This window comes from Streptomyces sp. NPDC020965 (assembly GCF_044333555.1).
Lineage (GTDB): Bacteria > Actinomycetota > Actinomycetes > Streptomycetales > Streptomycetaceae > Streptomyces.
In genome coordinates this window covers 131,637-157,063 of sequence record NZ_JBIRRE010000005.1, presented here as the reverse complement: position 1 = coordinate 157,063, position 25,427 = coordinate 131,637, and the positions used below count along the sequence as shown (strand labels likewise).

Genomic DNA, 25,427 nt, shown 5'->3' with positions numbered 1-25,427 from the left:
ACTTGACGCATCTACTCACTCGCGGCTCCGCCCCGACATATGTAGACGCTGGGCGAGTGCGTGCTATCAGCCAGGCCGCAAATCAGAATGGCGGGCTCGACTGGTCTCGTACACGGTTTCACGACTTTAACGGCGACGCGACAAAGCTTAAGGGACACTTGCGCCCGGAAGACATACTCATCAATTCGACTGGGACGGGAACCCTCGGCCGCGTTGGTTTCTTCAGCGGTGCACCCGACGGCCTTCCGTGCATGGCCGATGGCCACGTCACCATCGCACGAACTAAAAGCGACGAACTGCATGCACGATTCGCCTACTATTGGCTTGGATCACAGCCGTTCCAGGAGTATATGTACGCAGCGCTCGCAGTCGGGGCAACGAACCAGATCGAGCTGAACCGCGAGAATCTAGGCGATGCACCCATTCCGGTACCACCAATGGAGGAGCAACGCCGCATCGCCGACTTCCTTGACTCCGAAACCACCCACATCGACCAATTGGCCATCAGACGCGGGAAGCAATCTTCACTACTTGATGAGCATTCCCGCGCAGCCGCTTACTCCGCAATTACGGGAGCCAAGGAGGTTGGCCCACGTCGCGCCAGCGGGATCCAATGGATCCACAGCTTGCCGAGCAGCTGGAAGACCATGCCAGTCAACTATCAATTCGAGGTCATGCTTGGAAAGATGCTCAATCAAGAGCGCACAAAAGGCGATTATTTGCGGCCGTATCTTCGCAATGTGAACGTGCAATGGGATCGCATCGACACCGATGACCTTCTAGCGATGGACTTCCCACCATCTGAGCAGCAACGCTACAAAGTACTTCCTGGCGACCTGCTCATCTGCGAAGGTGGAGAACCTGGACGCGCAGCAATCTGGGATGGCCACGGAGAGATTTATTATCAGAAGGCTCTCCACCGAGTTCGCCCACGAGGGTATAGCTCATCACGCTGGCTATACTACTGCCTGCTCGCTTCAACAGCTCTCAATGTTTTCGCGGTAGAAGGAAACTCCACTACTATCACTCATCTGACCGGAGAACAGCTTAAAGCACGTCGCTTCCCCTTCCCCGATCGACCAATCCAAGACAGGTTTGTGGCAGAGCTAGACAAATTGGACCGTCACCAAAGGGAACTCTCGCTCGGAATGGCCCACCAAGCTAAGCTACTAGCCGAACGCCGCCAGGCCCTTATCACCGCTGCCGTCACCGGTCAGATTGACGTGTCCACCGCCAGCGGACGCGGGATCGAAGAATGATCGCATCATGAATCCCGCCGAGTCTCACCTTCCGTCGCCGTTCATCACCCATCCCCGAGTCGACAACTACAGATCCATCGCTCATTGCGACGTAACTATCGGCCGGTTGTTCATGGGGCGGCTCGGCCCGAACGCCGCAAGCAATTCGAACTTCCTACCTGGTCACTGGAAAACGGGGGAATAGCCTCTCATGTCCATCCATGACGAAGAAGCCTTCAGGAACGCGATAGTCGCCGTCATGCTGGAGCGCGGCTGGAGCGAAGGAAACCGCCAGGACTACCGCCCCCATCTCGGCCTGGACACCGCCCAGCTCTTCGACTTCATCGGCAAGACCCAAGCTGGCGACTGGGCCGAACTGATCGCCCTCTACGGCGGAGACCCCAACACCGCCCAGGCCGGGTTCGCCAAGCGCGTCGACCAGGCGATCGGGAACGACGGCGTGCTGGATGTCCTTCGCAAGGGCGTGAAGGACCACGGTGTCCTGATCAGGCTCGCGTACTTCAAGCCGTCGCTTGTCGCGTCGGACTCGGTCCTGGACGACTATCGGGCGAACCGGCTGACCTTCGTCAAGGAGCTGGAGTACGCCGCCAAGCAGACGGACAAGGGCAAGCGCCTCGACCTCGCCCTCTTCCTCAACGGGATTCCGCTGGCGACCGCCGAGCTGAAGAACGCCCTCACGCGCCAGGGCGTGGAGGCCGCCAAGGACCAGTACCGCACGGACCGCGACCCCACCGAGCTGATCTTCGCGCGGCGCGTGATCGCGAACTTCGCCATCGACACGGACCTGGTGTTCGTCGCGCCGGAGCTGCAGGGCAAGCCGACGCGGTTCCTCCCGTTCAATACCGGATCCCACGGCCCGGGGAAGCCCGGCGGCGCGGGGAATCCGGCGCCCACCGTCCCCGGAACGTACGCGACCTCGTACCTCTGGGAACAGATCTGGGCGCGGGACACCTGGCTCGACCTGATCGAGCGGTTCGTGCACCTCAGCAAAGAGAAGGGCCCGGACGGACGGACGCGCAAGAAGCTGATCTTCCCGCGCTACCACCAGTGGGACATCGTCAAGAAGCTCACCGGGCATGCGGCCCGCCACGGCGCCGGTCACAACTATCTCGGCATGGCCTCCGCCGGATCCGGCAAGTCGAACACCATCGGATGGCTGGCCCACCGCCTGTCGTCGCTGCACACTCCCACCGACCCGACCGAGATCGACCCCGATGCCTTGGCCGCCGGGCTCAAGCCGGGCGCACCCGTCTTCGACAAGGTCGTGATCATCACCGACCGCCGCAATCTCGACGCCCAGCTCCGCGACACCGTCGGCAGTTTCGAGAAGAACGCCGGTCTGGTGGTGAAGATCGACGAGAAACACGGCGCGAAGTCCGCCCAGCTCGCCGAGGCGCTGTCCCGCGAGGCCGGGAAGATCATCACCGTCACGCTGCACACCTTCCCGGCCCTCATCGACTATCTGCGCCGCAGCCCCACCGAGATTCAGGGCCACAACTTCGCGATCATCGTGGACGAGGCGCACTCCTCGCAGTCCGGCGACGCCGCCACGGCCGTCCGCGCGGCCCTGCGCGACCTGGGCCTGGACTCGGACTCCGACGACCCCGGGGCCACCGAGCAGGCAGCGGCGGTCACCACCGACGCCAAGCTCGTCCGGAAGGCCATCCAGCGCAGCAAGGCCGCGAACCTGTCCTACTTCGCCTTCACGGCCACGCCCAAGGCCAAAACCCTTGAGCTCTTCGGCACTCTGGACTCCATCAACGGCAAGCCCGTGTACGTACCCTTCCACACGTACTCGATGCGCCAGGCCATCGAGGAGGGCTTTATCCTCGACCCCCTCCGCACGTACGTCACGTATGACACCTACTGGAAGCTGGTGAACAAGAACCCCGACGAGCGGAAGGTGGACCCGTCCAAGGCGAATCCGCTGCTCGCCCGGTACGCGTACACGCACGACTCCACCGTGACCCAGCAGGCGCACGTGATCGTCGAGCACTTCCGCACCCACACCGCCGGCAGGCTCGGCGGGCGTGCCAAGGCCATGGTGGTGACGGCCTCCCGGCACAGCGCCGTGCAGATGGCACGTGCGATCAAGAAGTACGTCGACGACCAGTCATACGCCGACCCCGGCGTCCTGGTCGCGTTCTCCGGCAGCCTGCCGTACGACGGCGAGGAGACCACCGAGCCGAAGGAGAACGGCGGCCTCGCCGAGTCCGCGCTGCCGAAGGCGTTCGCGTACGCGCGCAAGGACGACAAGGCCGTGCGCACCGGTGGAAAGGCGACGCAGCGCGAGTACCGCATCCTGGTCGTCGCCGAGAAGTACCAGACCGGCTTCGACCAGCCTCTGCTCACCACGATGTACGTGAACAAGAAGCTCGCGGGCATCAGCGCCGTCCAGACGCTCTCCCGGCTGAACCGCACCGCTGACCGCAAGTCGCAGGCGGACCTGGCCGTACTGGACTTCGTCAACGACGCCGAGGACATCAAGGAGTCCTTCCGCCCGTATTTCGAGGAGCCGAACACCCTCCCTTCCGATCCCAACCTCCTCTACACCGCGCAGAGCAAGGTCATGCAGCCCGACATCCTCGTCGACGAGGAGATGCGGGAGTTCGCCGACGCCTTTCTGGCGGCCGAGGAGAAGGCCGCCGGCTCGGTGGCCCGGTGGGAGAAACTGCACGCGGAGCTGTACCGGAACCTCGGCCCCGCCGTGGAGCGGTTCACCGTGCTGCTGGACGGCAAGGACGAGGCCGGCGACCCGGATGACGAAGCCGGCGCTGCTGCCGAGCAGTTCCGCACCGATCTCAATGACTACGTGCGGAAGTACGGCTTCCTCTCACAGATCGTGCCCTACCGCGACGCCGACCTGGAATGTCTCTACCTCTACGGCCGCCACCTGCTCAACCGTCTGCCACGGCGCGGTGACGGCGGCGTGGACATAGGGGACGTCGACCTCAGCCACCTGCGCATTCAGAAGACCGGCGAGCACGACCTCGCGCTGACCGCCGAGGGAGCGGCGGAGCTGCGCGGCTTCGGCGAGGGTGCGGGCGGCGCCAAGGAGCAGGAGAAGTCGCTGCTGGCGGAGCTGATCGAGAAGTTCAACGACAAGTTCGGCACCGACTTCACGGAACAGGACGTGCTCACGCCGTTCGACGAGGCGAAGGCGGACCCGAAGGTTCGCGCCGCCGCCGTCAACGACGAGGAGAACTTCGGGCTCGTCTTCGACGAGGTCTTCGAGGACAAGATGGCCGAGCACATCGACACCATCGCCGATATGGGACGCCAGTACTTCAGCCACGACGACAGCTTCAAGCAGTCCCTCAACCAGAGTGCGCGCCGGGCGGCTTGGCGGATGATCCGCCGGGAGGAGGACATCGACGACGAGGCGGCCTGACCCGGGCATGCCCGGTCACCCCGGCCGTCGGCTCCGCCCCGTCAACCGTCCTGGCGGAAAGGCAGACCCGCGATCACGGATGTTCCGCAGGTGCGGCGGGGCCGTACGGTCCACGCGGTGGCGAGGCTGTCGACAAGGAGCAGACCCCGGCCGTTCGAGGAGGCCGCGTCCGGGTGCGCCAGTGCGGGCTTGCCGGTGCCGGGGTCGGAGACCGCGAGCCAGTAGTGCCCATCGGCGGGCCACAGGACCAGTTCGATGAGGCCCTCGTCCTGGCGTGCCGGGCCCACCGTACCGAGGTGGGGTGGGCGGAGAAGCGCCAGTGGACGGGTACGAGGGGGATCTCGGGCAGGGCGAACTCCACGGCTGCATGAGGGGTTTGGGGTCGCCGGTGGCCTACCGCCCTGAGCTGCACAGGATGCGCACCACGGCCGGCATGTCGGCGGAGTACGTCGCAGGACTCCTCGGTGCCGATCGGATCAGGGTCTCCAACATGGAGTCCCGACTACGCGGAATCAGCGCCGAACGGCTGCGCACGCTGGCCTGCAACTGCAACTGCGCCTGCACGGGGGAGAAGTACATCGACGCCTTGGCCGAGATGGCGGAGCCAAGCGAGGGAGGATGATGGGAGCGCTACCGGGGCAGCTCGCCTCAAAGACTGCTGGACATCTCCGAAGCCGAGGCCGGCGCGGTACGCCTGCGGGGCGCGAACACCGTGCACATTCCAGGGATGCTCCAGACACCGGCGCAGGCCATGGCCATCTTCCGCGCTGTCGTCCCCCAACTTCCCGAGCATGAGGTCGCGCTCCGCCTCAATCAAGGCGGGCAAGGCCGACCACCTGCTGTAGGGCCTGCCGCACGCTTCCGCCTGTCGGTAGCGTGTACGGCATTCGGCTGACGAGGCATCTGGACAGCGGGGGCGGACGCGTGGCGCAGGCACGGAGAATCGGCGAACAGGGTCGGTATGAGCTGATCGAGGAGATCGAGTCCGGTGGCATGGGCACGGTCTGGCGTGGTTACGACGCCGTCCTCGACCGGGAGATCGCGGTCAAGCTCATCCGGCCCGATGTCGTCGCGACACCCGCGCAGGCGGAGGAGTTCGCCCGCCGCTTCGAGCGCGAGGCCCGCGTCACCGCGCGTATCGGCCATCACGGAGTGCCGCAGGTGTTCGACGCGGTCCTGGAGGAGGCGTCGTTCGACCGGCTGTATCTGGTGATGGAGTATGTGCGCGGGGTCTCCCTGCGCAAGGTACTCACGGGCGCAGCGGATGGAGAAACGACACAGCTCCCGGTGGGCTGGGCCGCGTCGATCGCCGCGCAGATCTGCACGGTCCTGTCGTACGCCCATGCCCTCCCGGTCGTGCACCGGGACTTGAAGCCGGACAACGTCCTGATCGCCGCTGACGGGACGGTCAAGGTTCTGGACTTCGGCATCGCGAAACTCCTGGGCGCGAACGTCACCCCGCTCACAGCCGTCGGCGAGCGGATCGGCACCAGCCAGTACATGGCACCGGAGCAGTTCGACAACGCCCAGATCACCCCGCTCAGCGACCTCTACGCACTTGGCTGCACGCTGCACGAGCTCCTCGCCGGTGAGCCGGTCTTCAGCGGCGACAGCGACTACCAGTTCCTGCACCAGCACATGAACGTGCCGCCGAAGCCCCTCCGCGCCCTGCGGCCCGACGTTCCGGAAGACTTGGAGGCACTGACCCTCGACCTGCTGGCCAAGGTGCCCGAGCAGCGTCCGGCCGATGCGTACGCGGTGTACGAGCGCCTGTCGCCGCATCTGCCGCAGCCGGGTTCAGCGGCGGACCCCGTGGTCTTCACCGGCGGCGGCTCCCCGTCCGAGGTGCCCGACCCAACGGTGATCTACCGGCAGCCGAACGCACCGCTGCGGCAGACCAAGGTGCCTGCGCCCGCACCCCAGCCGGTGGCTCCCGTACCGGTTCCGGCGCGCGTCGACACCGCGCTGCGGGACGCGATCCGGGACGCCTACTCCCGGTCCGCCGACCTCGCCGAGAGCGGGCGGTACGCCCAGGCCGCGGATGTCCTCAAAGCGGCGATCACCGCAGCGGCCACCGCCCTCGGCGCGCACAACCCCCGGGTGCTCGGCCTGCAGCGGCAGCGCGCGGCGGTCCTCATGGCCGGCGAGGACTTCCGCCGTGCCCTGCCGGAGTTCGACGCGCTGGCCGCCGTCTACGCCCGGACGGCGGGACCGTCCAGCAACGGCGCGCTGGAGTGCCGTCGGCACGCCGCGCACTGCCGGGCCAACCTGGGTATGGCCACCGCCGCCCTGCGGGAGTTCCAGGACGTCCTGGACGTCGTGTCCGGCACGGATGGAGATGCCTCCGAGACCGCTCTCGACCTGCGCCGCAGCATCGGCGTCCTTCTCTTCTCCGAGGGCCGCCGCAGCGAGGCCGAGGGCGTCCTCGACACCCTCCACGAGGACATGTGCGTCCTCCTCGGCGAGGACCATGAGGAGACCATCGAGATCGCCGACCTCCTCGCCCGGCTGCACCGCCCGGAGGGGTCAGGCCCCTCCTGACGGCCTCGCTGGTGCCGTCAGGACTCGTCCTCGTCCTCTCCGTTCTCCTCCCTGTGGATGTGCTCTGCCAGATCCGACAGGCTGCGGCCTTCCGAGGGGAACCAGCGAGCCGTCCCCTGGTTGGCGACCGGCCGGTCGTCCCATTCGGAGTCCGCCCACATCTTCGACACCAGCCCGGACGGTGAGTACTGCTGCTCGTCGTACGCCCACAGGATCGGCTTGGTCCGGTGGTTGACCCAGGTCGCCTGGCGTCGCCTTTCGTCTTCGACGAGCCACCCTTCCATGGCATCGCGCTCGGGCTCGTTCATAGCCACGTACCGGAGAGGGGCTCCGTCCTTGATGACACGGCGGTCGACAAGGACCGGCACGGTGTTCGGGCGACGCGGCTTGCGCTTCTTCACGGGAGGCGCGGGAAGGGCAACGCCGCCGGCCAGGTCACCGAGGACACGCTTCGCGAGCTCTCGGCATGTCTCCGCGCTCTGGAAGGCGGTCCTGATCTGGGGACGGGCCCCGTAACGAGTGACGATCAGGTGCGTCAGCCGACGTACCAGTTCCGGTACGAGGGCGGGGATCTTCTCCAGGACCTCGCTGTCCCAGTCGAAGTCGGGATCATCGATGCTCGTGGCATCGAGATGCTGGAAGAGCAGATGGGTGACGAGAAAGCCACCGTGCTCCGCGGTCGCGGCTTCGCGGCCGTTCTTACCACTGCCGAGTTCATAGACCGCGCTCCGTGCCGCGCGCAACGTGAGCACGGAACGCCACGCCTTCTGGGGAGAGGGCTCGCGTTTGAACAGCAGAGTGTGGCTGCCTATGGGCCCCTGCTCCCAGAGGTTCTCCATGGAGCTGGCGGCCCGGGCTGCCTGTTCGGCATCCGGGTGCAGACAGGCAAGGGCAAGGGCGAGTTCGTCCAGTGAACAACCGGTCTCGGGTGCGGCGACCGGCTCGCCGCGTTTGATCACGTATTGCTTGCGCAGTTCGGCACGGAGGTTGGCCTTGATCGCCTGGTGAACGGGTTCGAGTGCTATGTGATCGCGCTGCTCGATGGCGTTCTGCCGGTTCGCCGCCTGCGAGACCTGCACACCGAATTCCCGGTCCTCATACGTGTTGATGACCTTGATACTCAGGGTGGCATTGGCCGCGGCCTCGCCGTCGTCGTGCATGGCCCTGGCGACGGCCCGTACCGTCTGCGCGCCGTTGACGATGCTCGCTCCGGTCACGGAGAGAGTGGTCGGTCTGTTCCGTGGCGCCCTGGCGCTTTCGTGCCTGGCCGTGAGCGAATCGCAGATCATGGTGATGCCGTTGTTCAAGTGCCAGAATCTGGTGGGATCGGCGGTAAGGGTCTGACCGATCTCCACATTGGTGACAGTGGTTCCGAGCGGAGCCCGGAGATTCTGCTCGAACAGGCCGGTGCCGTACTCCTCGTACCACTCGGCGACGCTTTCGGCGGTGACCGTGCCCTGATAGGCCTCAAGCGGTCCCTTCTGCTGGTACCAGTCGTCCAGCCGTACATCCAGACAGATCGGATCCGGCCGGAGATCCGCGTGAATCTGCTCATGGAAATCGGCGGCGAACAGCACCTCGACACTCAAGCGCGCACCATGCTCGTTGAACTCACGGAGAGCGTTATCGAGGACCTCGCGTGCTGGCGGGGAGGGCTCCTCGGTGCCCATCAGCGCGATGACCAGGATGGTCCTCTCCTTGATGAGGAGTGGCCTGGCTTCCAGCGCGAGGTCGGCGGCGCGCTGGTTGAACTGGTCGTACAGCTCGTTCTCGATCCGGTTCAGACCGTCGACCATCGCTTTGGCGGCGCCCACGTCGAAGGTGGCCGAGCCCTTGTCGCTCCACTTCGCCTGGACAAGCAGAACCTGCCCGCTCTCAGGGAGGGGGGCGATGGCGTCCAGCCCCTGGTCCGCGATGCCGTCCGTCACAAACCGGGCCGCCTCGGCCACGCTGCACTTGCCCACGCGCCGTACCGCGAGGGCCGCGAGGGCGCGGGAGAGAAAGCGCTGTTCGTAGTTGCCCCCTCGGAAGTGGGCGATGTCGCTGTCCTCTATCACCCCGTCGAACGTCTCGTGCAGTTGCTCGCGGACCTGTGTTACCTGGCGAGGCGTGTCCGCCCCCGAGGTGGCCATGAATGGTTGCCTTCCCACTGGTGATGTCATGCGATGCCCTGAGCCCGCGTTTCGGCCCCCGAGCCATTGCCGCGCGGCCGACTGCTGAAGTCGACGACCACCAGAGCGACACCGACCGTGTCGACACTGGCCTCCACCCAGTCCAAGGCCACTTCGAAGGGCACATCGCGCGCACCGAACCAACCGTCGCGCACCAAGCGGGCGAAGTCAGTCGGCACCAGGTGGCGGATGAGCGAGTCGGTGGAAAGACCCGGGAGACCGGGCGCCGTGGCGTTTGAAACCGCTGCCGCGATCTGGCCGTGAGGGTAAATCGCGCCGGAACTCGTCCGGTCCAGAGCGGCAGTGAAAGGCACCTGTTCGTGAATGCGGAGAAAGAGAGGGTCGTTCAGCAAACCGTAATCGTCGGCGCCGCGTCGGGCAGGTCTCGGCAGGCGGCCAACGCGGCTGAGGAATACGTCCAGACTGTGCTGGGCGGTGGACGACAAGCGCCCGTTCGGACCAGGACACAGGTAGCGCAGTGTGACAAGTGTCCGCGTGACGACGTGGTAGTAGTAGGCGTCGAGAGAGCCCTCCCGGCCGTCGACCACCCACCGATCGGTTATCGATGTGGCTTCGAAGTCATGCCTATTGCGGCCTCTGCTGCTCGCGAACGCCTGGACGACGGTCTCACCGACATCGCTGAACTTCTCCGCTGTCCGTCCGCGTAAGTCATCGAGCATCGGCTGAACCGCGGTCCCCGTGAGCCCGCTCAGGAAGCTCGCCTGGGCGGCTGCCCTGTCCCAGTCGTGCATCGGCGCGAAGTCCTTCGGGGCCAATCCGGCTATCTTGGCGAAGAGCAGCAGGGCATCACGCTCATCGCGCCAGCGAAGCTCTTGGTCGGTCCGTCCTTCACCGTCGTCGAGCAGCGGCAACAGCCTCTGGACTTCGCCCTCCACGTCAGGGGAGATGCGCCGGAGATTGGCGAACACGATGTCCACGTCGACCGTGACGGGACCGCTTTCCGGTATCGACCCGGCGAGTGCGCCGTCGGCGCACCAGAGACCGGCGAAGGGCACCATGCCGCGGATCCTTCGTGCACGGGTGACGACGACCGTCCGGTCACGGTCGGTATCGCGAGCGGGGCGCACGATGCCCAACCCCCAAATCCACTCCGGTTGCTTCCGGTCACCGTCGTCATCCTGCTGATCGGCAGGAGCAAGCAGGATCGCGAGGTGTGGCTTGACCTCGGGCCAATCACGGCACGGTTGGGAGTAGGACCTTTCCTTGGTGTGGCCATCGTCGAGGAGCCGAAGGAAGCCATCGTCAGGGCGCAGAATCGCCAGCCGCGGCGATCGTGTCAGAGACAAAGACCCTGCCTGCCGTGGTTGTGCGAATGCCATTCACTCCCCCGAACCGCCTGCCAACACCGCTCCGTGTTCAGGGGAATGCTACTCGCGACGTCATCGGCGGCCCGCAGATCCCCCGCCGCGCGCTGTGCGACGACGCATTGTTCGCGGTCGCCCAGGGCGCGTCGACCCCGACGTCCGAGGCCGAGCACGGCCCCATCAGCGACGAGGAGATCCCGTCGGTGCGCGACCAGCTCCACCGGGCCCGGAATCAGCGGATGCGGGGCGGGGCGAACGCCGCGTGACCCGCTCCCGCCGCCGCCCCGGTGGCACCCTCGTACTCGACAGCGAAGGATTGGCCAAAGCCGTCCTGCGCGACCGCACCGTCACCACCTGGCTCGCCCTGGCCCGCACCGATGACCTCCGCGTGATCACCTCCGCGGCCACCCTGGTAGAAGTCGTCCACCCCCGGATCAACCGCCCCGCCCTGGAGTGGACACTCTCCAGACGACTGGTGCACCGCCGGCCTCCGGAGCCGTGCGGGCAGGTTCGAATCCTGCCGGGGGCACTTCCGGACAGAGACCCCGACTAGCGGAGACGCGGGTCAGGGTCTTTCTCGTTCCCCCGGTCCGGCAACGGCTCGCCCCGGGCACCGGCAAGCCCGCGCACACCCGGCAGCAGCGGCTCCAGGCAGTCCACTACTCATCCCACACGCTCCACGGCGACATCGCCACTCCGCTCCGAGCGCTCACGTCCCTCCGCAGGGACGACGACCAGGGCCGAACCAGATCGTCGCATCAGCCGCTATCGGTGGAGCAGTGGCCACCCGAGTGGAAACGCCGCGGCTACCCGACCACCTTTGAGAACAAGCCCGGACGCCTCCGCCAGCGCCGTACGGGTCGGCCCGGCCCACCGGAAGATCGGGCGGCTTCCTTCTGACCGCGGATGGCGACATGACGCCGAGAGGCGGGCCCGAGACTGTCTCGGGCCCGCCTCTCGGCTCGCTTCTTCTTCTGTTCCGCCTGCCTCTTCCGTGCGGCCGGTCGGCCGGCGTCGTCATGCGCCGCTGCCTTACGGCATCGACTTCACTCTTCGTCGGTGAAGAGTTCCTCCTCGTAGACCCGTTGAGCTGTGGGCCGAACTGGTTTCCAGGCCCTGCCGCCGCTCACGACCGAGGTCGGGACAGGGGCCGGCTGAGGGGCCGGGCGCGGCCTCCGGCGACGCCGGGGAGGCACGGTTGCTTTGACGCGCCGACCAGGTGCGGGCCGGCCGGATTGGGGCCGAGTGTGCTTTCGATGTGTGTTCACAGACTTCTCCTGTCCAGGTGCCTTTTTGAACAATAGCCAGGCCCACGCTGATACGCGCTCCCGGGAATCGCCGCAAATGCTTGAGCGGCGTGATCACAGCCTGGCAGACAGGCCCGGCGAGTCCAAGTTTCAAGCGTTAGCCGAACGTTAACGCCTCCACGGTGGCCCGTGGCATGCTCTCCCCCATCCGGAGATCGAGGTGTCAGCCGTATGACTGGGGGATGATGGTGGAATTCCGTGTACTGGGCCCGGTGCTGGCCTTGCGCGATGGGGAACCGATCGAGTTCAGGTCGGCCAAATCTCGCGAACTTCTCGCCGTCCTGTTGCTGACGCCGGGGCACCGTGCTTCACATGCCTCCGTCACGGAGTGTCTTTGGCCGGGCGAGGATTCGAACTCAAATCGAATTCGACAGTTATCCCATCAGCTACGGCGATCTGTTCCCGAAGCTGTTGTCGATCGAAATGAACCCGGCTTTTGCCAGATCCGCGCCGACCCGAGGAATATCGACTACGCCAGATTCCAGGCTCTCCAGTCAATGGCGAACGCCACGACGAACCCCTTGGATCAGCTCAAGGCCCTTCGGGCCGCGCTCGGTGAGTGGCGAGGAACAGCCCTGGAGGACCTGCCTGGCCCTGGCTTCGAACGCAGGAGGGTCAACCTTGACGCCGAGTTCAGGGGCGCCACGGCGGCCTGCGTCCGAGCCGAGCTGGAGTTCGGCGAGACTCAGGACGCGCTCGACCGGGTCACATCGGCGCTCGCCGAATGGCCCGACAGTGAGACATTGCTCAGGCTGAAATTGATTGCCCTGCGCGCACTTGGCAGGGCAGGCGAGATCGAACCGCTGCTCGCCCAGTGGGAGCGGCGGTTCGATCGACCGACGTTCCATCTACTCCTGGCGAACGACACGGAGCGATCAGGCCCAGGCACGACGAGTGCGCGGGCCGCACCGGCTCCCTCAGTATCGCGACAGCTTCCGACCTCGGCCGTGGGAATGGTGGGGAGAAGGCCTCAACTGGACCAGATTGCGCTGACCGTCCTGGGGCGGACGACCGGCCGCAGTCGTATCGCCGCCCTCTCGGGCATGCCGGGCGCCGGGAAGACCTTCCTGGCCGTGGCGGCCGGGAACAGACTCCGACAGAAGTTCCCGGACGGTGTCTTCTACGTAGACCTCGGCGGCTTCTCATCCGGCGAGCCCGAGCGACATGGCGCCGTCCTCGCCAGGTTCCTGAACGACCTCGGCGTACATCCGAAGACTCCGACCATGGACGGCATGGTGTCCGCCTACCGGTCCGCACTCGCCGATCGCGCGGTGCTGCTGGTCCTGGACAACGCACGCGACGAGGAGCACGTCCGTCCGCTGCTTCCCGGTCCTGGGGCCAGCGCGGCAATTGTCACCAGCCGTCAGCAGCTGCACGGTCTCTTCATCAAGGAAGGTGCCGAGCTGATAGATCTCGCTCCCCTGGACCGCCATGACGCCGCCGAGTTGCTCCAGGCTCGGCTGGGTGAGACCCGGATGCGTACGGTCATTCCCTTTCTCGACGACCTTGTGGACTACTGCGCCGGCGTTCCCCTGGCACTGAGCATCATGGCGGCGCGGATTCAGCTACGGCACCCGCAGGTACTCGGGGGCATCGTCCGTGATCTACGAGCGGAGAGCACCCGCTTGAGCTCCTTGGACCTGCGCTCGGAGGGTCTGAGCATGCGTCTGCTGCTCGACGGATCCCACAAGCTGCTTTCAGAACCGGCGGCGCGACTCTTCTGGCGACTGGCGGTACACCCGGGCCCGACGATCAGTTGGGCCGCCGTGCGGGCGTTGGATCCGGCGGACTCCGCCTTCATCAGCGACGCTCTCGACGACTTGGTACGGATGAGCCTGGTGACCGAACCGATCGGCGAACGATATTCGCTTCACGACCTGATCCGGGTCTATGCCGCAGAGCGCGCAGCTCAGCAGGACGCCGAAGAGCGTGCGCGGCTGGTCGAGCGAATTCTGTCCGTTCTGCTGCACAACGCCCGGGCCTGCGATCGCAAGCTGGATGCAGGCCGCCGCCTTCCGATCCCCGAACCGAACGGCATCCAGGTCGTCGCTCCTTCAACTGCCGGCGAGTCGCTGTCGTGGTTCGACGCCGAGTACTCCACGCTGACAGCCGCCCTCAGACTCGCTCAAGATCGTGGCCTCGACAGCTATACCTGGTTGTTGGCCATGACTCTCGTGACCTTCCAATGGCGCTCCGACCGGCACCTGGACGCGCTCAGGTATCTGACCACCGCGCTACCGGCAGCCCGGCGGGAGGGCGGACCTGCAGACGTCGCGATGGTTCACCGCATGCTCGCGGGCACCCACCGCGGCCTCGGGGACACCGCCCAGGCAACCAGAGAACTGCGTACCGCTGTGCGGTTGAGCGAAGAGGGAGGAGATCTCCCCGGCCTCGCCATGGGCCGCTATGTCCTGGGTGTTCTGTCGCGCGAGAGTGGTGTTCCCGCCGAGGCGCTGCAGTACTTCACCACCTCCCTCTCCGCCTTCGAGCAACTGAGCGACGTCCTCAACCAAGGGATGGCGTTGGGGGGCATCGGAAATGCCTACTGTGACCTGGGACGATATGACGAGGCCATGGAGTACTGCGCTCGCTCGCTGGCGGTACTGAGGGCGACGGACGATGTCAATGGACAGGCACATGCCCTGTTCAGTCTTGGCCGGGTCAAGATGAGGCAGGCGGACCACGATGCCGCCGCCGGCGACTTCCAGCACGCACTCGATCTGTACCGGTCACTCTCCTACGGGAGCAGGCAGGCAAGAACGCTGGTCTGGCTCTCGGACGCCTTCCGGGGCGCCGGTCGGTTGCCGGAGGCGGCAAGCGCTCTGGAACAGGCCCGTTCCGAACTGGCGGGACTGGGTGAAAGCGATCTCGACGCCGCCGTCGAGCGGCTCAGGCGACTGTCGTGAGTCCCATTCGGCCGCGGACCGTCCGTCCCGTGGGTTACCGCGTCGACGACGCCGCGCAACGCCATGGGAGTGTCGGATCGGGGCGGGTGGCCTTCGGGGAGGCCGGGGAACCGGGCTGGGGCAGCATCGGCCGCAGTCGGCGCAGTACTTCGGCGGCGCCGGCCGGCCGTTCATCCGGATTGATCGCGACCATGGCCAGCCCGAGGGCACGGAGCGATTCCGGCACATTCGCCGGAGCCCCTTCAGGAAAAGGCTGGGCCGTAGCTTCGAATGGATACTCCAGACCGCTGTACGGCAACTGTCGGCCGACCATCCTGAAGAGCAGGGCACCAAGAGCGAAAACATCGGTTCGCGGAGTGACCCACGAGTCATCGATCAACTGTTCGGGAGCGCCGTACCCCGGGGTACCCCGGGGGTCGTTCTTGACTTTTCCGGGTTCGACTGCGATACCCACGTCCAGCAGCCGCACTCGGCCGTCCGGTTGCAGCATCGTGTTCCTGGGAGTGACATCACGATGCACATATCCCTGATCGTGCACATCTTCGAGGATCTCGCACAACTGCGCCACGACCGCGACGGCCGCATCCTTCGGAATCGGATGGTGATCGCGGATCCAGCGGTCAAGGTTCACACCGTCGATCAGCTCCATGACAAGAAACTTGCGACCGTTCCTTCCGTATGAACCCCTGTCATACACCTCGGGAATACCCGGAATATCCAGCAGAGCCTGGAGCCGGTCATGCTCATCCATGATGTACCGACCGCAGTCCGTGTACTCGGCCGTCGACTCAACGACACGGGAGTGCTGCAGTTTCACCGCGACCTTCTGCCGGCGCACCTGGTCCCAGGCGACGAAGGTCTCACCTTCCGAGCCCGTGCCGAGCCTTCCCACAACCTGATAGCGGTCCTTGAGGATAAGCCCAGGAAGCATTCGATTGCTCCATATACACAGAGGAATTCCGGGTCGATGTTCGACCAAGGAATCTGGCAACAGACAAGCGAGAATACTATGACAGGTAATTGGCCTCCCGACGGACTGATCGGCGAATCGGATGCCATCCATATCCGATTGGGCATGTTCGGACCGGAACGGTATCGGTGCCCGGCATCCGACGCATTCAAGGCCCGTGGCCTGCGACTAAGGAGCCGGGCCGCGTCAAAGCGGGAGGCACTGGAATCCTTCACCAACAGCCCGTTCATGAGCGCCGCCGACCGTATCGAGCGGCCGGAAGACGCCCCGTACGGCTACCGGAAGCCCCCTCTCCACGACGGACTGCAGCAATGGACCGAGCACGCGCTGCGGATGTACCACCAGGCGCTCCCACCAGGTCCTGACCTCCAGCCCGCGCGGAGCCAGTGGGTCTATCGCTACTCCTCGCCGGACAGGGGTACCCAGGGCGCCGTCAGGCACTACCGCATCTCCGCCTGGGGCCGCTGCTTCGAGTCGGCCGACGGACGCCGACGTGAGCTGCGCCTGCCGGTCACCCGATTACGGGAACGCAACGAAGCCGAGCGAGCGGTGGCCGCCCTGGTCGCGGCGGAAGGCGACAGTGACCCTCGGGTGGAGGAAGTCAAGGTCATCCAGTTCGCCCTGTCCGACGGTCGGTCGGACCCGGTTTTCGAGGGAAGCCGGTCACAGGCACTGGACTTGTACCGGGCTCATGGTGCGCCGGCCGTCCGGGCGCTGCTCGACGGCCGGGAGTACCGGCCCGGAAGTGCCTGTGTGTCATGTGTCGCAGCGCCGGTGTGCCCGGAGCTGCCAAGAACTGAGGGGCTGCTGGGAATCGCCGACCGTACTCGCCCCCGTCGTAGCTGGTCCTCCACGACCGGCCGGAGCCACCGAAGTTGCCCCGCACGGGGGTATCTGCGCGGGCTGCGGATCCCGGCAGACGCCACGCTGGAACGGAACGCCGCGGCCGAGCGGGGGAGAGCCGTCCATCAGTTCTTGGCTGAACGGCACGGTCGCCGATCCGCTGCGCCATGCACTGTCGAGATTCCGACGGACTGGGTGCCCGAGGGATATCGGCTCCTCGTCGAGGAACGTCTGCTGGGCGCGGAATTGCTGCGCCATCACGCCGAGGTGTGCCCTCTGCGCATCGCCACGGTGCGACCGGAGATCCGGGTCGAACCCCGATTGGTGTTTGAGGACACTTCGGCCGACCTGGTGGTCGTAGCAGATCCGGACCTGCTGTACCGGGACGCCGGAGCCTGGGTCTGGCGGGAGACGAAGACATCCGGCAGTGACCGGGGGCGCCGCGATCTGCTGACCACCTATCCCCAGCTCGCGCTGGCTGTACAGATCGTCGGAGCCGGGCTGTTGCACGGGTCCCGGGAGGGAGGGCGTGTCGAACTGGAGGTCCTGCGCCCTGGCGGGGTGGATCTGCGCACGCTTGACCCCAGCGCGCCGAGAACCCGGGCAGCCGCTGAGAAGGTGTTGAGGGAGCAGGTGTCGGGCTGGCACTCGGAGTTGTTGTTCGAGCCGGTTCCGGGGCCTGAGTGCAGTGGTTGCGAGATGGCCAAGTGGTGTTCGGCCGGACCTCCGCGGAGCGACGCGACGCGAGGGAGCGGGTGACCGGGGACGAGCGGTCGGGCGTGGAGTTACTCGCGGCCGTATCCCGTGGCCTGATCGATCTCGCCCAGATGACGCAGGTAGCGACGTTTCGGCTGCCGTACCCTCCGGATCTCCAAGTGGCCCTGGACCGGTTGGTTCTGGCGGGCCTGCTCCGGAATCGACCGGTGCCCGGAGGCATTCCTGAGCTGCTGTTGTGGTGCCGGGAGAAGAACCCGACGGCCTGGTGGCCCCTGGAGCTGCCGGACGGGTTCCTGTCGGTTGATGCCCGGCTCATTCATGGAGGCTCGAAGGAGGCCACCCGGACCTGTGCCGAATTGGCCTCCTGGGGCCCAGAGGGTGTGGTTGAGAGTGAGGCCGTGGCGCTGCTGGCGGAACTCGCCGACTCCTGCGGCACCGTGGAGCGGTTCGCGACCTGCCGCGACTTCCTGATCAATCGGCCGCTCCTCCTCCAGTACAACCCGATCGAGTTCCTCGGCCCGACCGTGGCTCATACCTGGAGGATGGTCCAGGGTCTCTACGGCCCCGTACCCGATCGGTTCTGGATCGACCGTACGGTGTACAGCTGCTCCGGGTGCTCCCTCCTCGCCAAACCCATTGCGCCGGAGACGTCCTGGTGCGAGGGCGGATGCCACCCGGGCGAGCACGTACTCCAATCAACCCAACAACCGGAGCAGTCCCGCATCCTGCCACTGGCCCTACGGCTCTTCCTGGCACTTCCCGGCCGTACCGAACGCGCCGTCCGCTCCGCCTTGCCCTCACGAACCCGCCTGCTGCCGCGAGGGCCGGGCCTGTATGAATTCGCCGGTCCCGACGGAACAGCAGGGGTCTTCCAGGTCCAGGACCGGGAACAGCCCGTGCCAGCGGCCCTGCGCGCTGCCGAGACCGCAGCCGGATTACCTGGTCCGCTGCATGTGGTCGCCCCCCACCGGCTGGTGACGAGCCCGGGATACCGCGAGAGCTTCGAGAGCGCGCTGCCGGTCGGGTCCGGGGTCCGGCTGCTGTCCGCGGACAAGTTCACAGGGCAGCGACAGGCTGCCCGAGCCGCTCGCGAGAGGAGCGTCGATGCGTAGTACCGACCAGTCTCTGGCCGAGGTGACCGGCGAACTGTCGGACAGCGCCCGAGGTCTGAGAAGGTCCAGACTCGTCGCTCTGTGCGAGATCGAGATCGGGCTCATGCTCCAGGAGAGGTTCGCGTCCGATGCCCCGGCCCAGGACGCCTGGGTTCTCTTCAGTGGGCACCCTTTCGCACGGGCCTGGGGCGCCGTGGACGAAGCCGGGGAGCGAACCCTGCGCATCGCGCGGTACACGCTGTGGACATGGGGTCGCCGCCGCGCGTGGGCCGATGCCCTCAAGGACTATCAACGGCTCGATCGCCAGCTCCGTGCGTATGACGTCACCGACGTGGAGCGCCCGGCCGTCCGGCGTTCCGCGCTGTCGGTGGCACCGGACCGCTGGCAGGAGTACGAACGGCTACTCCGCGAGGCACCCGTGTTCGCCGGACGACCGATGGCCTTCGCGAAGGCGGGCCGGCTCGCCTTTCCGCTCGGAAGGTACCTGGCCACTGTCCGTCTGCCCGAACACACCCCGCGGCCCCCGGCTGGTCACGATCTCGCGGCGCTGCCGGTGAACAGGGGCGAGCCATTGCGTTTCAAGTGGAAGGAGCTGGAGGCGACGGCGCATCTCATGGACTCGGTGAAGTCACAGGACTGGGTCGGGCGTCTGAAGAAGATCCACGTCTTCGTCCGCGGAGCCGGAGGGTTCGAGTGCGTGAAGAGGTTCGAGGTGTCTCGGATCCAGCATCTTCTCGGCATCGTCGGCGCGGGCAAGAGCACGCTGCGCGATGTACTGACGGTGCACCTGGCAGGGCAAGGCCGACGGGTGACCGTCGTCGTCGGCGATGTCGCCGAGCAGCTCAAGCTGGTCGAGTTGTACAACACGTACGTGCCGGGCTCCGCCGCGCCCGTGCTGGGGGCAGCCGGGCGCGAACAGCACGCCGAACGGCTGCACCGACGGCTGGCGGGGCGGGGTGAACGCAATCTGCTGGCCCACGCGGACTCCGCGTTCGCCCATCTGAGTACGTCCTGCGCCCTGAACGCCCTGCGGCGCACCGATGCGCAGTCATCCGGTTCCCCGCTGGGCTACGGCGAAGCACCGTGCACCCGACTGCAACCCCCGCGGCAGCGCGGCGACTACGCGGACGACCCGTGGGCGCGACGGCGGGTGGCCTGTCCATTCTGGTCTGGATGCCCGCGCCATCACAGCTCGCGCGAATTGGTCGACGCGGCCGTCTGGGTGGCAACGTCACCCAGCCTGGTCGACTCGAAGGTGCCGAACCCCCAGAACCGTGAGCATATCCGGTATCTCGAACTCGCCTGCCGGCGAAGCGATTTGATAGTCGTCGACGAGGCGGACCGGGTCCAAATGCAGCTCGATCGAATGTTCGCCCCCGGAATTCCACTCGTCGGCGGAGGGCCGGACACCCGCTCGTTCCTCGATGAGGTGAACCAACATCGCATCCGAGAGCTGGCGGGCGCCGGCCGGATCCAACTGTCCGACCGGGACGTCGAGAACTGGTCGGCCGCCGTCAACACCACTCAGGCCGCGACCGACCGGCTGGTCGGCATGCTGGTGAGCGAGTTCGATCTGCGCGACTGGGTCAGGACCGGCTACTTCGGCGCCGGCAGGCTCCAGCAACGGCTTTTGGAGGAGCGATATCCGTTGCCCGAAGATCGAGAGGGCGTGGATGCGAGGACCCTGGGAGGTCCCGTGGAGCAACATCATCGGAATCGACGACGGCAACTCGATGAAACCCTGGATGCCTTCAGGGACAACCCGTTCGGCGACCGCCATCCGGCCACCACGATCGGCGGCGAACTCACGGGCCTGATGGGCGAGCTGCTGCACACCAACTACCGCGAACGCACTCGCGATCGTCTCCGGGATGTGCTTCGCGAGCTGCTCGACCTGAACCAGTTCCTGGAACCGGGCGACGAAGGTCGTGAGCGCTACTCAGCTTTTCGCGCTTACACCGAGAAGTGTTCGGGGCCGGATCCGGAGCGCCGGACCAAGCTCCGCACAAGGGCCAAGGGCGCCACATCGGCGAAGAACCGACGGACGAGCCCTCTGCCGGAGGATCCGGAGGACTGGCTCGAACTGTTGATGACCCGATTCGAGTTCGCCCTGCTGCTCAGTGCGCTGGAACCCAAGCTCGCCCTCATCAACGCGATGTGGCCGCGGGTCGCTTCGGCACTCAACCTGGGATTCAACGAGATGTACCGCAGGCCGCCTGACTACGGCCCGATGGTGCCCGAGGCGCCCATGGGGAATGTGATCGGCTTCCAGTTCCTGCTGGAGGGGGGTCCGGACCAGGGCGGAGCTCGAACCGGGGAACTGCGGTTCTTCCGCTGCAGCGGAGTCGGCCGAGAATTGCTGCGCATGATGCCCGATCTGCCCACGGTGGATGGCCGGCCCGGTACGAACGTCCTGCTGATGTCTGGCAGTAGTTGGGCTGGATTCTCCAGCCGTTATCACATTCCCGTACCCGTCGGCATCATCATCGAGCCCGATCCGGGCGAACTGAGGAGGATCGCCGAGCAGAGCGTGTTCCGCTTCGAGTTCATCCGTTACGCCTGCGATTGTCGCGCGGCGTGTGAATGTCATGAGCGCGCCGATGCCCAACGGCTCTCGGGAGAACCGATCGACCAGCGGGCGGACATCCTGCGCCGGATGGTGACCGCCCTGGGCGACGACGACTCGGGAGCGAGCCGTCTGGGCGATGAACTTGAGTCGCTTCCCGAGAACCGCCGGCACATTCTGCTACTCGTCGGCAGCTACGAGGAGGCCAAGGTCGTGGCCGACACCTTGCACACCCTCAACACACGGTGGCGGGGCAGGGTGTACCGACTGGTGTCCGACGACGATCCCGATGCCGGCACCGGGTCGGACGAGGACGAGTACCACGCGCCGGTGCTCCGGCGCGGGGACGTGGAGACCCTGGCCACCACCAGGGCCGAGATCCTGGTGGCGCCTCTGCTGGCAGTGGAGCGCGGACACAACATCCTCGACCTCGACCGCCGGCACGCCGCGATCGGCTCCATCTACTTCCTCGCCCGCCCCAACCCACGCCCCGACGACCTCGGTCTCGCCGTGCACGCGATCAACGACTGGATCGTACGAGCCCGCGACGGGGGTGAGTTCGACGCATGGGTACAGGGTGAGGCCACCCTGGGTCTTGGCGCCCGCAAGGTCAGGGACCTCGCTCGGTCCGAATGGTCCCGAGTGCTCGCCCGGCGCATGGCGTGGAGAGCGCTGGGCAAGGATGACCGTCAACAGGTGACCTGGGATCTACTCGTCCTGATCTGGCAGGTGATCGGCCGCTCCGTGCGAGGAGCCGTACCCACCCGAGTCGCCTTCGTCGATGCCGCGTTCGCACCCCGACTCGCCGCCGGCCACCCCATCGGCGAGCCGGACGTCCCGGAGTCCAGCCTCCTGCACAGCATCCACGCTGTGCTCAGGCCCTACTTCACGCCGGGCACCGATGTGCCCCCTGACGACCGCCACATCGTCGCGGCGCTCTACCTCCCCATGTGGACCGCCCTCGACCGTTGTCTTTCCCCGTTCATCGAGGACCAGCTCACCGAAGGAGACCCGCCGTGTACAACCTGATCAGAGCCTGCGCCTACGAACCAGACCCGGCCTCGGACCCTTGGACCGAGAAGTACCGAGTGATCGACTTCCCCGCCGAATGGCGCGCCGAGTTCCTGGACCTCTACCGGCGCCGGTGGCGACGCAGGGAACAACCACTCGGGCTGCCCGTCAAGCGCCTCAACGCTCTGCTGCGTTCCACGGCGCCAGGGCTGGTGGCAACGGGCCGGGGAGCGGGAACCAGCTCGGACGTGCCTTGGTTCTACGCCTCGGAAGAGATGCCCGCGGAGCTGGTCGCCCCCTTGCTGGCGTCCTGGGTGATGACCCTGCCACCCGACACCGACCCCGATCCGGCGCGAGCGGCCGAGCACCGTGCGGCTCTGGACCGGGCGCTGACCCTGATCGACCAGCACAGTCCGCGATGGCGCCATGAGTCCGTGGACCTCGCCGCGGCCAAGCCCTCCGAGGGAGGCACCGCGCAACCGGACCGTCGGCTCTACCATCTCCTCCCGGAGTGGGTGGGCGCGAGGCTGTCGGCCCGTCCACTCCGTCTCGACGGCATCGACCTCTCCTTCCGCCAGGTCACCCGGGACCAAGGAGTGGAGCTGGTGAGTTGGCCACCGCGGAAGTACGTTCGTGCCAAGCGCACCTGGTACTACTCGGCACTGGCGACCGTCACCGTACAGACGGTGCCCTTCGCGACTCGTTTCCGGGTGCATGTGTCGTACGGGGTCCGCCGTTGGGAGACCGGATCTCCGGTACGGCTGCCCGATGGGCGTGGTGCGAGCGTCCTACTCGACGCGCCGCTGCCGTGGCCCGGTACCCAGGCCCCGCGCCGCCGTCTCGCCGTCAACTCGCTCGCCTTCGACCGCGGACTCGGCGCCCTGGCCTGGACCCGGCACAGCCTGGTCGACATGCTCCCGCATCTGGATATTCTGCGCGCATACCCCAAGCCGAGCGAGGTGGCCGCCGAAGCGGTGGAATGGCTCGACGGCCGCGACGGGGTCGCGGCCGGCATCGTGCACAGCACCGCGATGGACGACCACCGCGTCGGCGTCGGACTCATGCCGCTCGAACGCTCGCTGCTCGACCGCTGGGTGGAGGACGCTCTCCGCCCCTTCCTGCGCAGGGTGCCCGACTACGAACGCGCCCACCAGAAGCGACGACCGATTCTCCTCCCCAGCTCCGCCACGAAGGACTCGCAACAGCTTGAGCAGCGCGTACAGCAGCGCGTACGGGCCCGGCGGGCCGCGGTGCGGGCGGCCCTCGACGGACAGCCCCTGCGGGTGGACGTGCTCTGGCAGACCGACGAGACCAGGGACGCGACGATCGGGGCCCTGTGCGAATGGCTGGGGCTCCCGGCAAGCACGGGCACCGCGGACGGCGAGTACGAATGGCGGTTCGGCGGCCTGAGCGTGCACATGCGCGTCCACTCGCTGGAGGGTCTGGGTGCCCCTCTGGAGGTCATCCGCAAGCAGGGTTGGTCACGAGCCCAGGTGCTGGCTGAGGCTGTCCGCAAACGGGCCGCCCAGACGGCGGAACGACTCGGCCCGGTTGGTGGGACGGCTGGCCTGGCGCTGGTGGAAACGCTGGGCCCCGGACGCTTTCGCAAGCGACCGGATTCCGATCCGAAGGTGGCGCTGCGGCACGGGTGCGCACGGGCGGACCGGGTGAGCCAGTTCATCGTCGTTCCGGAGGACGCCGAGGGTCCCCTGGCCATGCGGGCCGGTTCTGCGGTGGCCGACGGAATGCGCCAGCTCGGTGCCGTGGTCCCCCCGGAACAGCAACTGGACGAGAAGCTCCCCGAGGACCTCCAGTATCTGGCTCTCTGGCATGTCCGGCGGCAGGCCAACGGGCCGACGCGACAGGCGACGGAGCGCTTGATCGCCCTGAGGATCCGGCCGAACGATCCGGTACACCCTGTACGAGGGTGGGACGAGGCTCGCAAGGAATGGGTGCCGTATCCCCGACTCCTTCTCACTCTCGCCACCGACACGGCGCGAGCCGAACTCCGGCCCGGCCGGGTCGCCCGACCTGCGGATGGCCAACCCGACGAGGTCCAACGCCAGATCCGTTCGCTGCTCTTCCAGGTACGTGATCGACCGACCTTAATCCTTGCGAACAGCGGCAATCTCCGTGCGGCATGGCCCGGACTGAGCAACGGCGAATTACACAGAGACATGATCACCTTCTGCGGTGAGGAGCCAGCCCGGCTCGTCCTCCACGGTGCGGACCTCAGAATGGTGCTTCTTCGGGACACCAACAGCCGGTCCGAGACACCTCAGTGGTACGCGCCCGCCGACGACGAGGACGAGCCTCCCGGATTTTCGGCGGGCCTATGGGCGGCCCGCGATGCGGTCCCGGACAACCGAGTCTTCCTGAGCACCGTCGGGAAGCCGGCCACCGCCGGCGCCGTCCGCCGTGACCTGCGCAAACTGGTTCCCGATAAAAACTGGCCACACGCTCCCGCAGCCCGGGCATGGAATCCACAAGCCCTGGAACTCACTGTGGTGGGCTGCCTGTCCCCGTCGGCACTGGCAGCGGCCGGCCGTACCGGCACGTCACCTGACCGGCCGTCCGTGGTAGCCGCGGCCACTCATCAACTGCGCTTCCACGACGAGTACGACCCGCTCTCCCGCCCCCTCCCACTCCACTTGGGAAAGCGCGCCGAGGAATACGTCCTGCCCCTTGCGCCACCCCCCGCAGATGAGCAGAAGCCCGAGTAACGCCAGTCCTGGAAGTCTCCCCCCTCCCAGGATCAGCGGGATGCAGCAGCGCTCCACCTCGGAGTAGGCGGTCAGGACTTACACCGACAGAAACCCAACGCTTCCCGGACCGAGCAGGGTTCGGCTGTACCGAGACCCAGGGTGGCGCCGAGCGCATAAGCGTCGTACGGCCCTATCGCGTCGCGACGCTCGAAGTCGTCGAAGCGCGGGGTCACGATATTCGTGCGGCGCAGTATCGCCAGCACTCGGTCGGACCTCGCCGGGGCCGGTGGGATCCAGTAGGGCTGTACGGCGATGCCACACAGTCACCACTCGGCCCGGACCCGGTTCTCATCCTCCGGCCGAGGACCTCGCCATGCTCCACGGCCCCCCAGCCCCGCCGTGGCGGATGGAGCACCCGTGAATCGATTCTGCGGGTGTATGTCCGCGACATATGCCAAACCGTCGTTGCCGGGGGACGGCGCCCCGCTACACATCGGGATATGGACGATCCTTTTGCTTTCAGTCCCCTCGGGGCGCCTGGTGAAGCCTCCAGGGTCGCGGCGGAGCCCGGGCGGCGGGCGGCACACCATGAGAAGCCGCGGC

At 66.6% G+C, this 25,427-nt stretch carries 15 protein-coding genes and 1 pseudogene; 12 read left to right on the top strand and 4 right to left on the bottom strand.

Translation table 11 applies throughout. The features are described 5' to 3' along the window. The first annotated feature begins 56 nt into the window (after positions 1-56). Positions 57-1,259: a restriction endonuclease subunit S gene (locus ACH4S7_RS17235; RefSeq protein ID WP_398522021.1), complete on the top strand. Its 1,203-nt coding sequence runs from the start codon at positions 57-59 to the stop codon at positions 1,257-1,259. A 190-nt stretch (positions 1,260-1,449) separates the two neighbouring features. Further along, positions 1,450-4,650: a type I restriction endonuclease subunit R gene (locus ACH4S7_RS17230; protein WP_398522020.1), complete on the top strand. Its 3,201-nt coding sequence runs from the start codon at positions 1,450-1,452 to the stop codon at positions 4,648-4,650. Between the two features lie 41 nt (positions 4,651-4,691). Here the strand turns inward: ACH4S7_RS17230 and ACH4S7_RS17225 are convergent, their stop codons facing one another. Then, positions 4,692-4,937: an ATP-binding protein gene (locus ACH4S7_RS17225; RefSeq protein WP_398522019.1), complete on the bottom strand. Its 246-nt coding sequence runs from the start codon at positions 4,935-4,937 to the stop codon at positions 4,692-4,694. A gap of 128 nt (positions 4,938-5,065) precedes the next feature. Between ACH4S7_RS17225 and ACH4S7_RS17220 the strand changes: the two genes are divergently transcribed. Genes ACH4S7_RS17220 through ACH4S7_RS17210 form a run of 3 tightly spaced genes read left to right on the top strand, consistent with a single transcriptional unit; the run spans position 5,066 to position 7,191 of the window. Further along, the gene (locus ACH4S7_RS17220) at positions 5,066-5,272 is read left to right on the top strand and encodes a hypothetical protein (protein WP_398522018.1); all 207 of its coding nucleotides are present in this window, start codon (positions 5,066-5,068) and stop codon (positions 5,270-5,272) included. Between the two features lie 33 nt (positions 5,273-5,305). Beyond that, positions 5,306-5,545, top strand: coding sequence for a Scr1 family TA system antitoxin-like transcriptional regulator (locus tag ACH4S7_RS17215; RefSeq protein ID WP_398522363.1), 240 nt, complete (start codon positions 5,306-5,308; stop codon positions 5,543-5,545). A gap of 29 nt (positions 5,546-5,574) precedes the next feature. Continuing rightward, on the top strand, positions 5,575-7,191 hold the full coding sequence (locus ACH4S7_RS17210; protein ID WP_398522017.1) for a serine/threonine-protein kinase: 1,617 nt from the start codon (positions 5,575-5,577) through the stop codon (positions 7,189-7,191). A 17-nt stretch (positions 7,192-7,208) separates the two neighbouring features. Here the strand turns inward: ACH4S7_RS17210 and ACH4S7_RS17205 are convergent, their stop codons facing one another. Both ACH4S7_RS17205 and ACH4S7_RS17200 read right to left on the bottom strand, forming a co-directional pair. Next, positions 7,209-9,323: an AIPR family protein gene (locus tag ACH4S7_RS17205; RefSeq protein ID WP_398522016.1), complete on the bottom strand. Its 2,115-nt coding sequence runs from the start codon at positions 9,321-9,323 to the stop codon at positions 7,209-7,211. A 26-nt stretch (positions 9,324-9,349) separates the two neighbouring features. Beyond that, positions 9,350-10,702: a hypothetical protein gene (locus tag ACH4S7_RS17200; RefSeq protein ID WP_398522015.1), complete on the bottom strand. Its 1,353-nt coding sequence runs from the start codon at positions 10,700-10,702 to the stop codon at positions 9,350-9,352. Here ACH4S7_RS17200 and ACH4S7_RS17195 point away from each other — a divergent pair. The 3 genes and pseudogenes from ACH4S7_RS17195 (at position 10,696) to ACH4S7_RS17185 (ending at position 14,900) form a co-directional block, all read left to right on the top strand. Continuing rightward, positions 10,696-10,953 carry a hypothetical protein gene (locus ACH4S7_RS17195; RefSeq protein ID WP_398522014.1) on the top strand — a complete coding sequence of 86 codons (258 nt, stop codon included), beginning with the start codon at positions 10,696-10,698 and terminating at the stop codon, positions 10,951-10,953. The genes ACH4S7_RS17200 and ACH4S7_RS17195 overlap by 7 nt on opposite strands. Continuing rightward, positions 10,950-11,165: pseudogene (locus tag ACH4S7_RS17190) on the top strand (DNA-binding protein); the annotation flags it as partial. The gene ACH4S7_RS17195 and the pseudogene ACH4S7_RS17190, both read left to right, overlap by 4 nt. A gap of 1,011 nt (positions 11,166-12,176) precedes the next feature. Next, complete coding sequence (locus tag ACH4S7_RS17185; protein ID WP_398522013.1) at positions 12,177-14,900, top strand: AfsR/SARP family transcriptional regulator; 2,724 nt, start codon at positions 12,177-12,179, stop codon at positions 14,898-14,900. A gap of 34 nt (positions 14,901-14,934) precedes the next feature. Here the strand turns inward: ACH4S7_RS17185 and ACH4S7_RS17180 are convergent, their stop codons facing one another. Continuing rightward, a complete protein-coding gene (locus ACH4S7_RS17180; RefSeq protein ID WP_398522012.1) occupies positions 14,935-15,831 on the bottom strand; it encodes a serine/threonine-protein kinase in 897 nt (298 codons plus the stop codon). A 267-nt stretch (positions 15,832-16,098) separates the two neighbouring features. Between ACH4S7_RS17180 and ACH4S7_RS17175 the strand changes: the two genes are divergently transcribed. The 4 genes from ACH4S7_RS17175 to ACH4S7_RS17160 are packed head-to-tail and all read left to right on the top strand — an operon-like array spanning position 16,099 to position 24,842. Next, positions 16,099-17,472 carry a PD-(D/E)XK nuclease family protein gene (locus ACH4S7_RS17175; RefSeq protein ID WP_398522011.1) on the top strand — a complete coding sequence of 458 codons (1,374 nt, stop codon included), beginning with the start codon at positions 16,099-16,101 and terminating at the stop codon, positions 17,470-17,472. After that, complete coding sequence (locus ACH4S7_RS17170) at positions 17,469-18,542, top strand: hypothetical protein (protein ID WP_398522010.1); 1,074 nt, start codon at positions 17,469-17,471, stop codon at positions 18,540-18,542. Before ACH4S7_RS17175 ends, ACH4S7_RS17170 begins: the two co-directional genes overlap by 4 nt. After that, on the top strand, positions 18,535-22,137 hold the full coding sequence (locus ACH4S7_RS17165; RefSeq protein ID WP_398522009.1) for a hypothetical protein: 3,603 nt from the start codon (positions 18,535-18,537) through the stop codon (positions 22,135-22,137). Before ACH4S7_RS17170 ends, ACH4S7_RS17165 begins: the two co-directional genes overlap by 8 nt. After that, positions 22,125-24,842 carry a pPIWI_RE module domain-containing protein gene (locus ACH4S7_RS17160; RefSeq protein WP_398522008.1) on the top strand — a complete coding sequence of 906 codons (2,718 nt, stop codon included), beginning with the start codon at positions 22,125-22,127 and terminating at the stop codon, positions 24,840-24,842. The genes ACH4S7_RS17165 and ACH4S7_RS17160 overlap by 13 nt, the downstream gene beginning before the upstream one ends. Positions 24,843-25,427 lie beyond the last annotated feature (585 nt).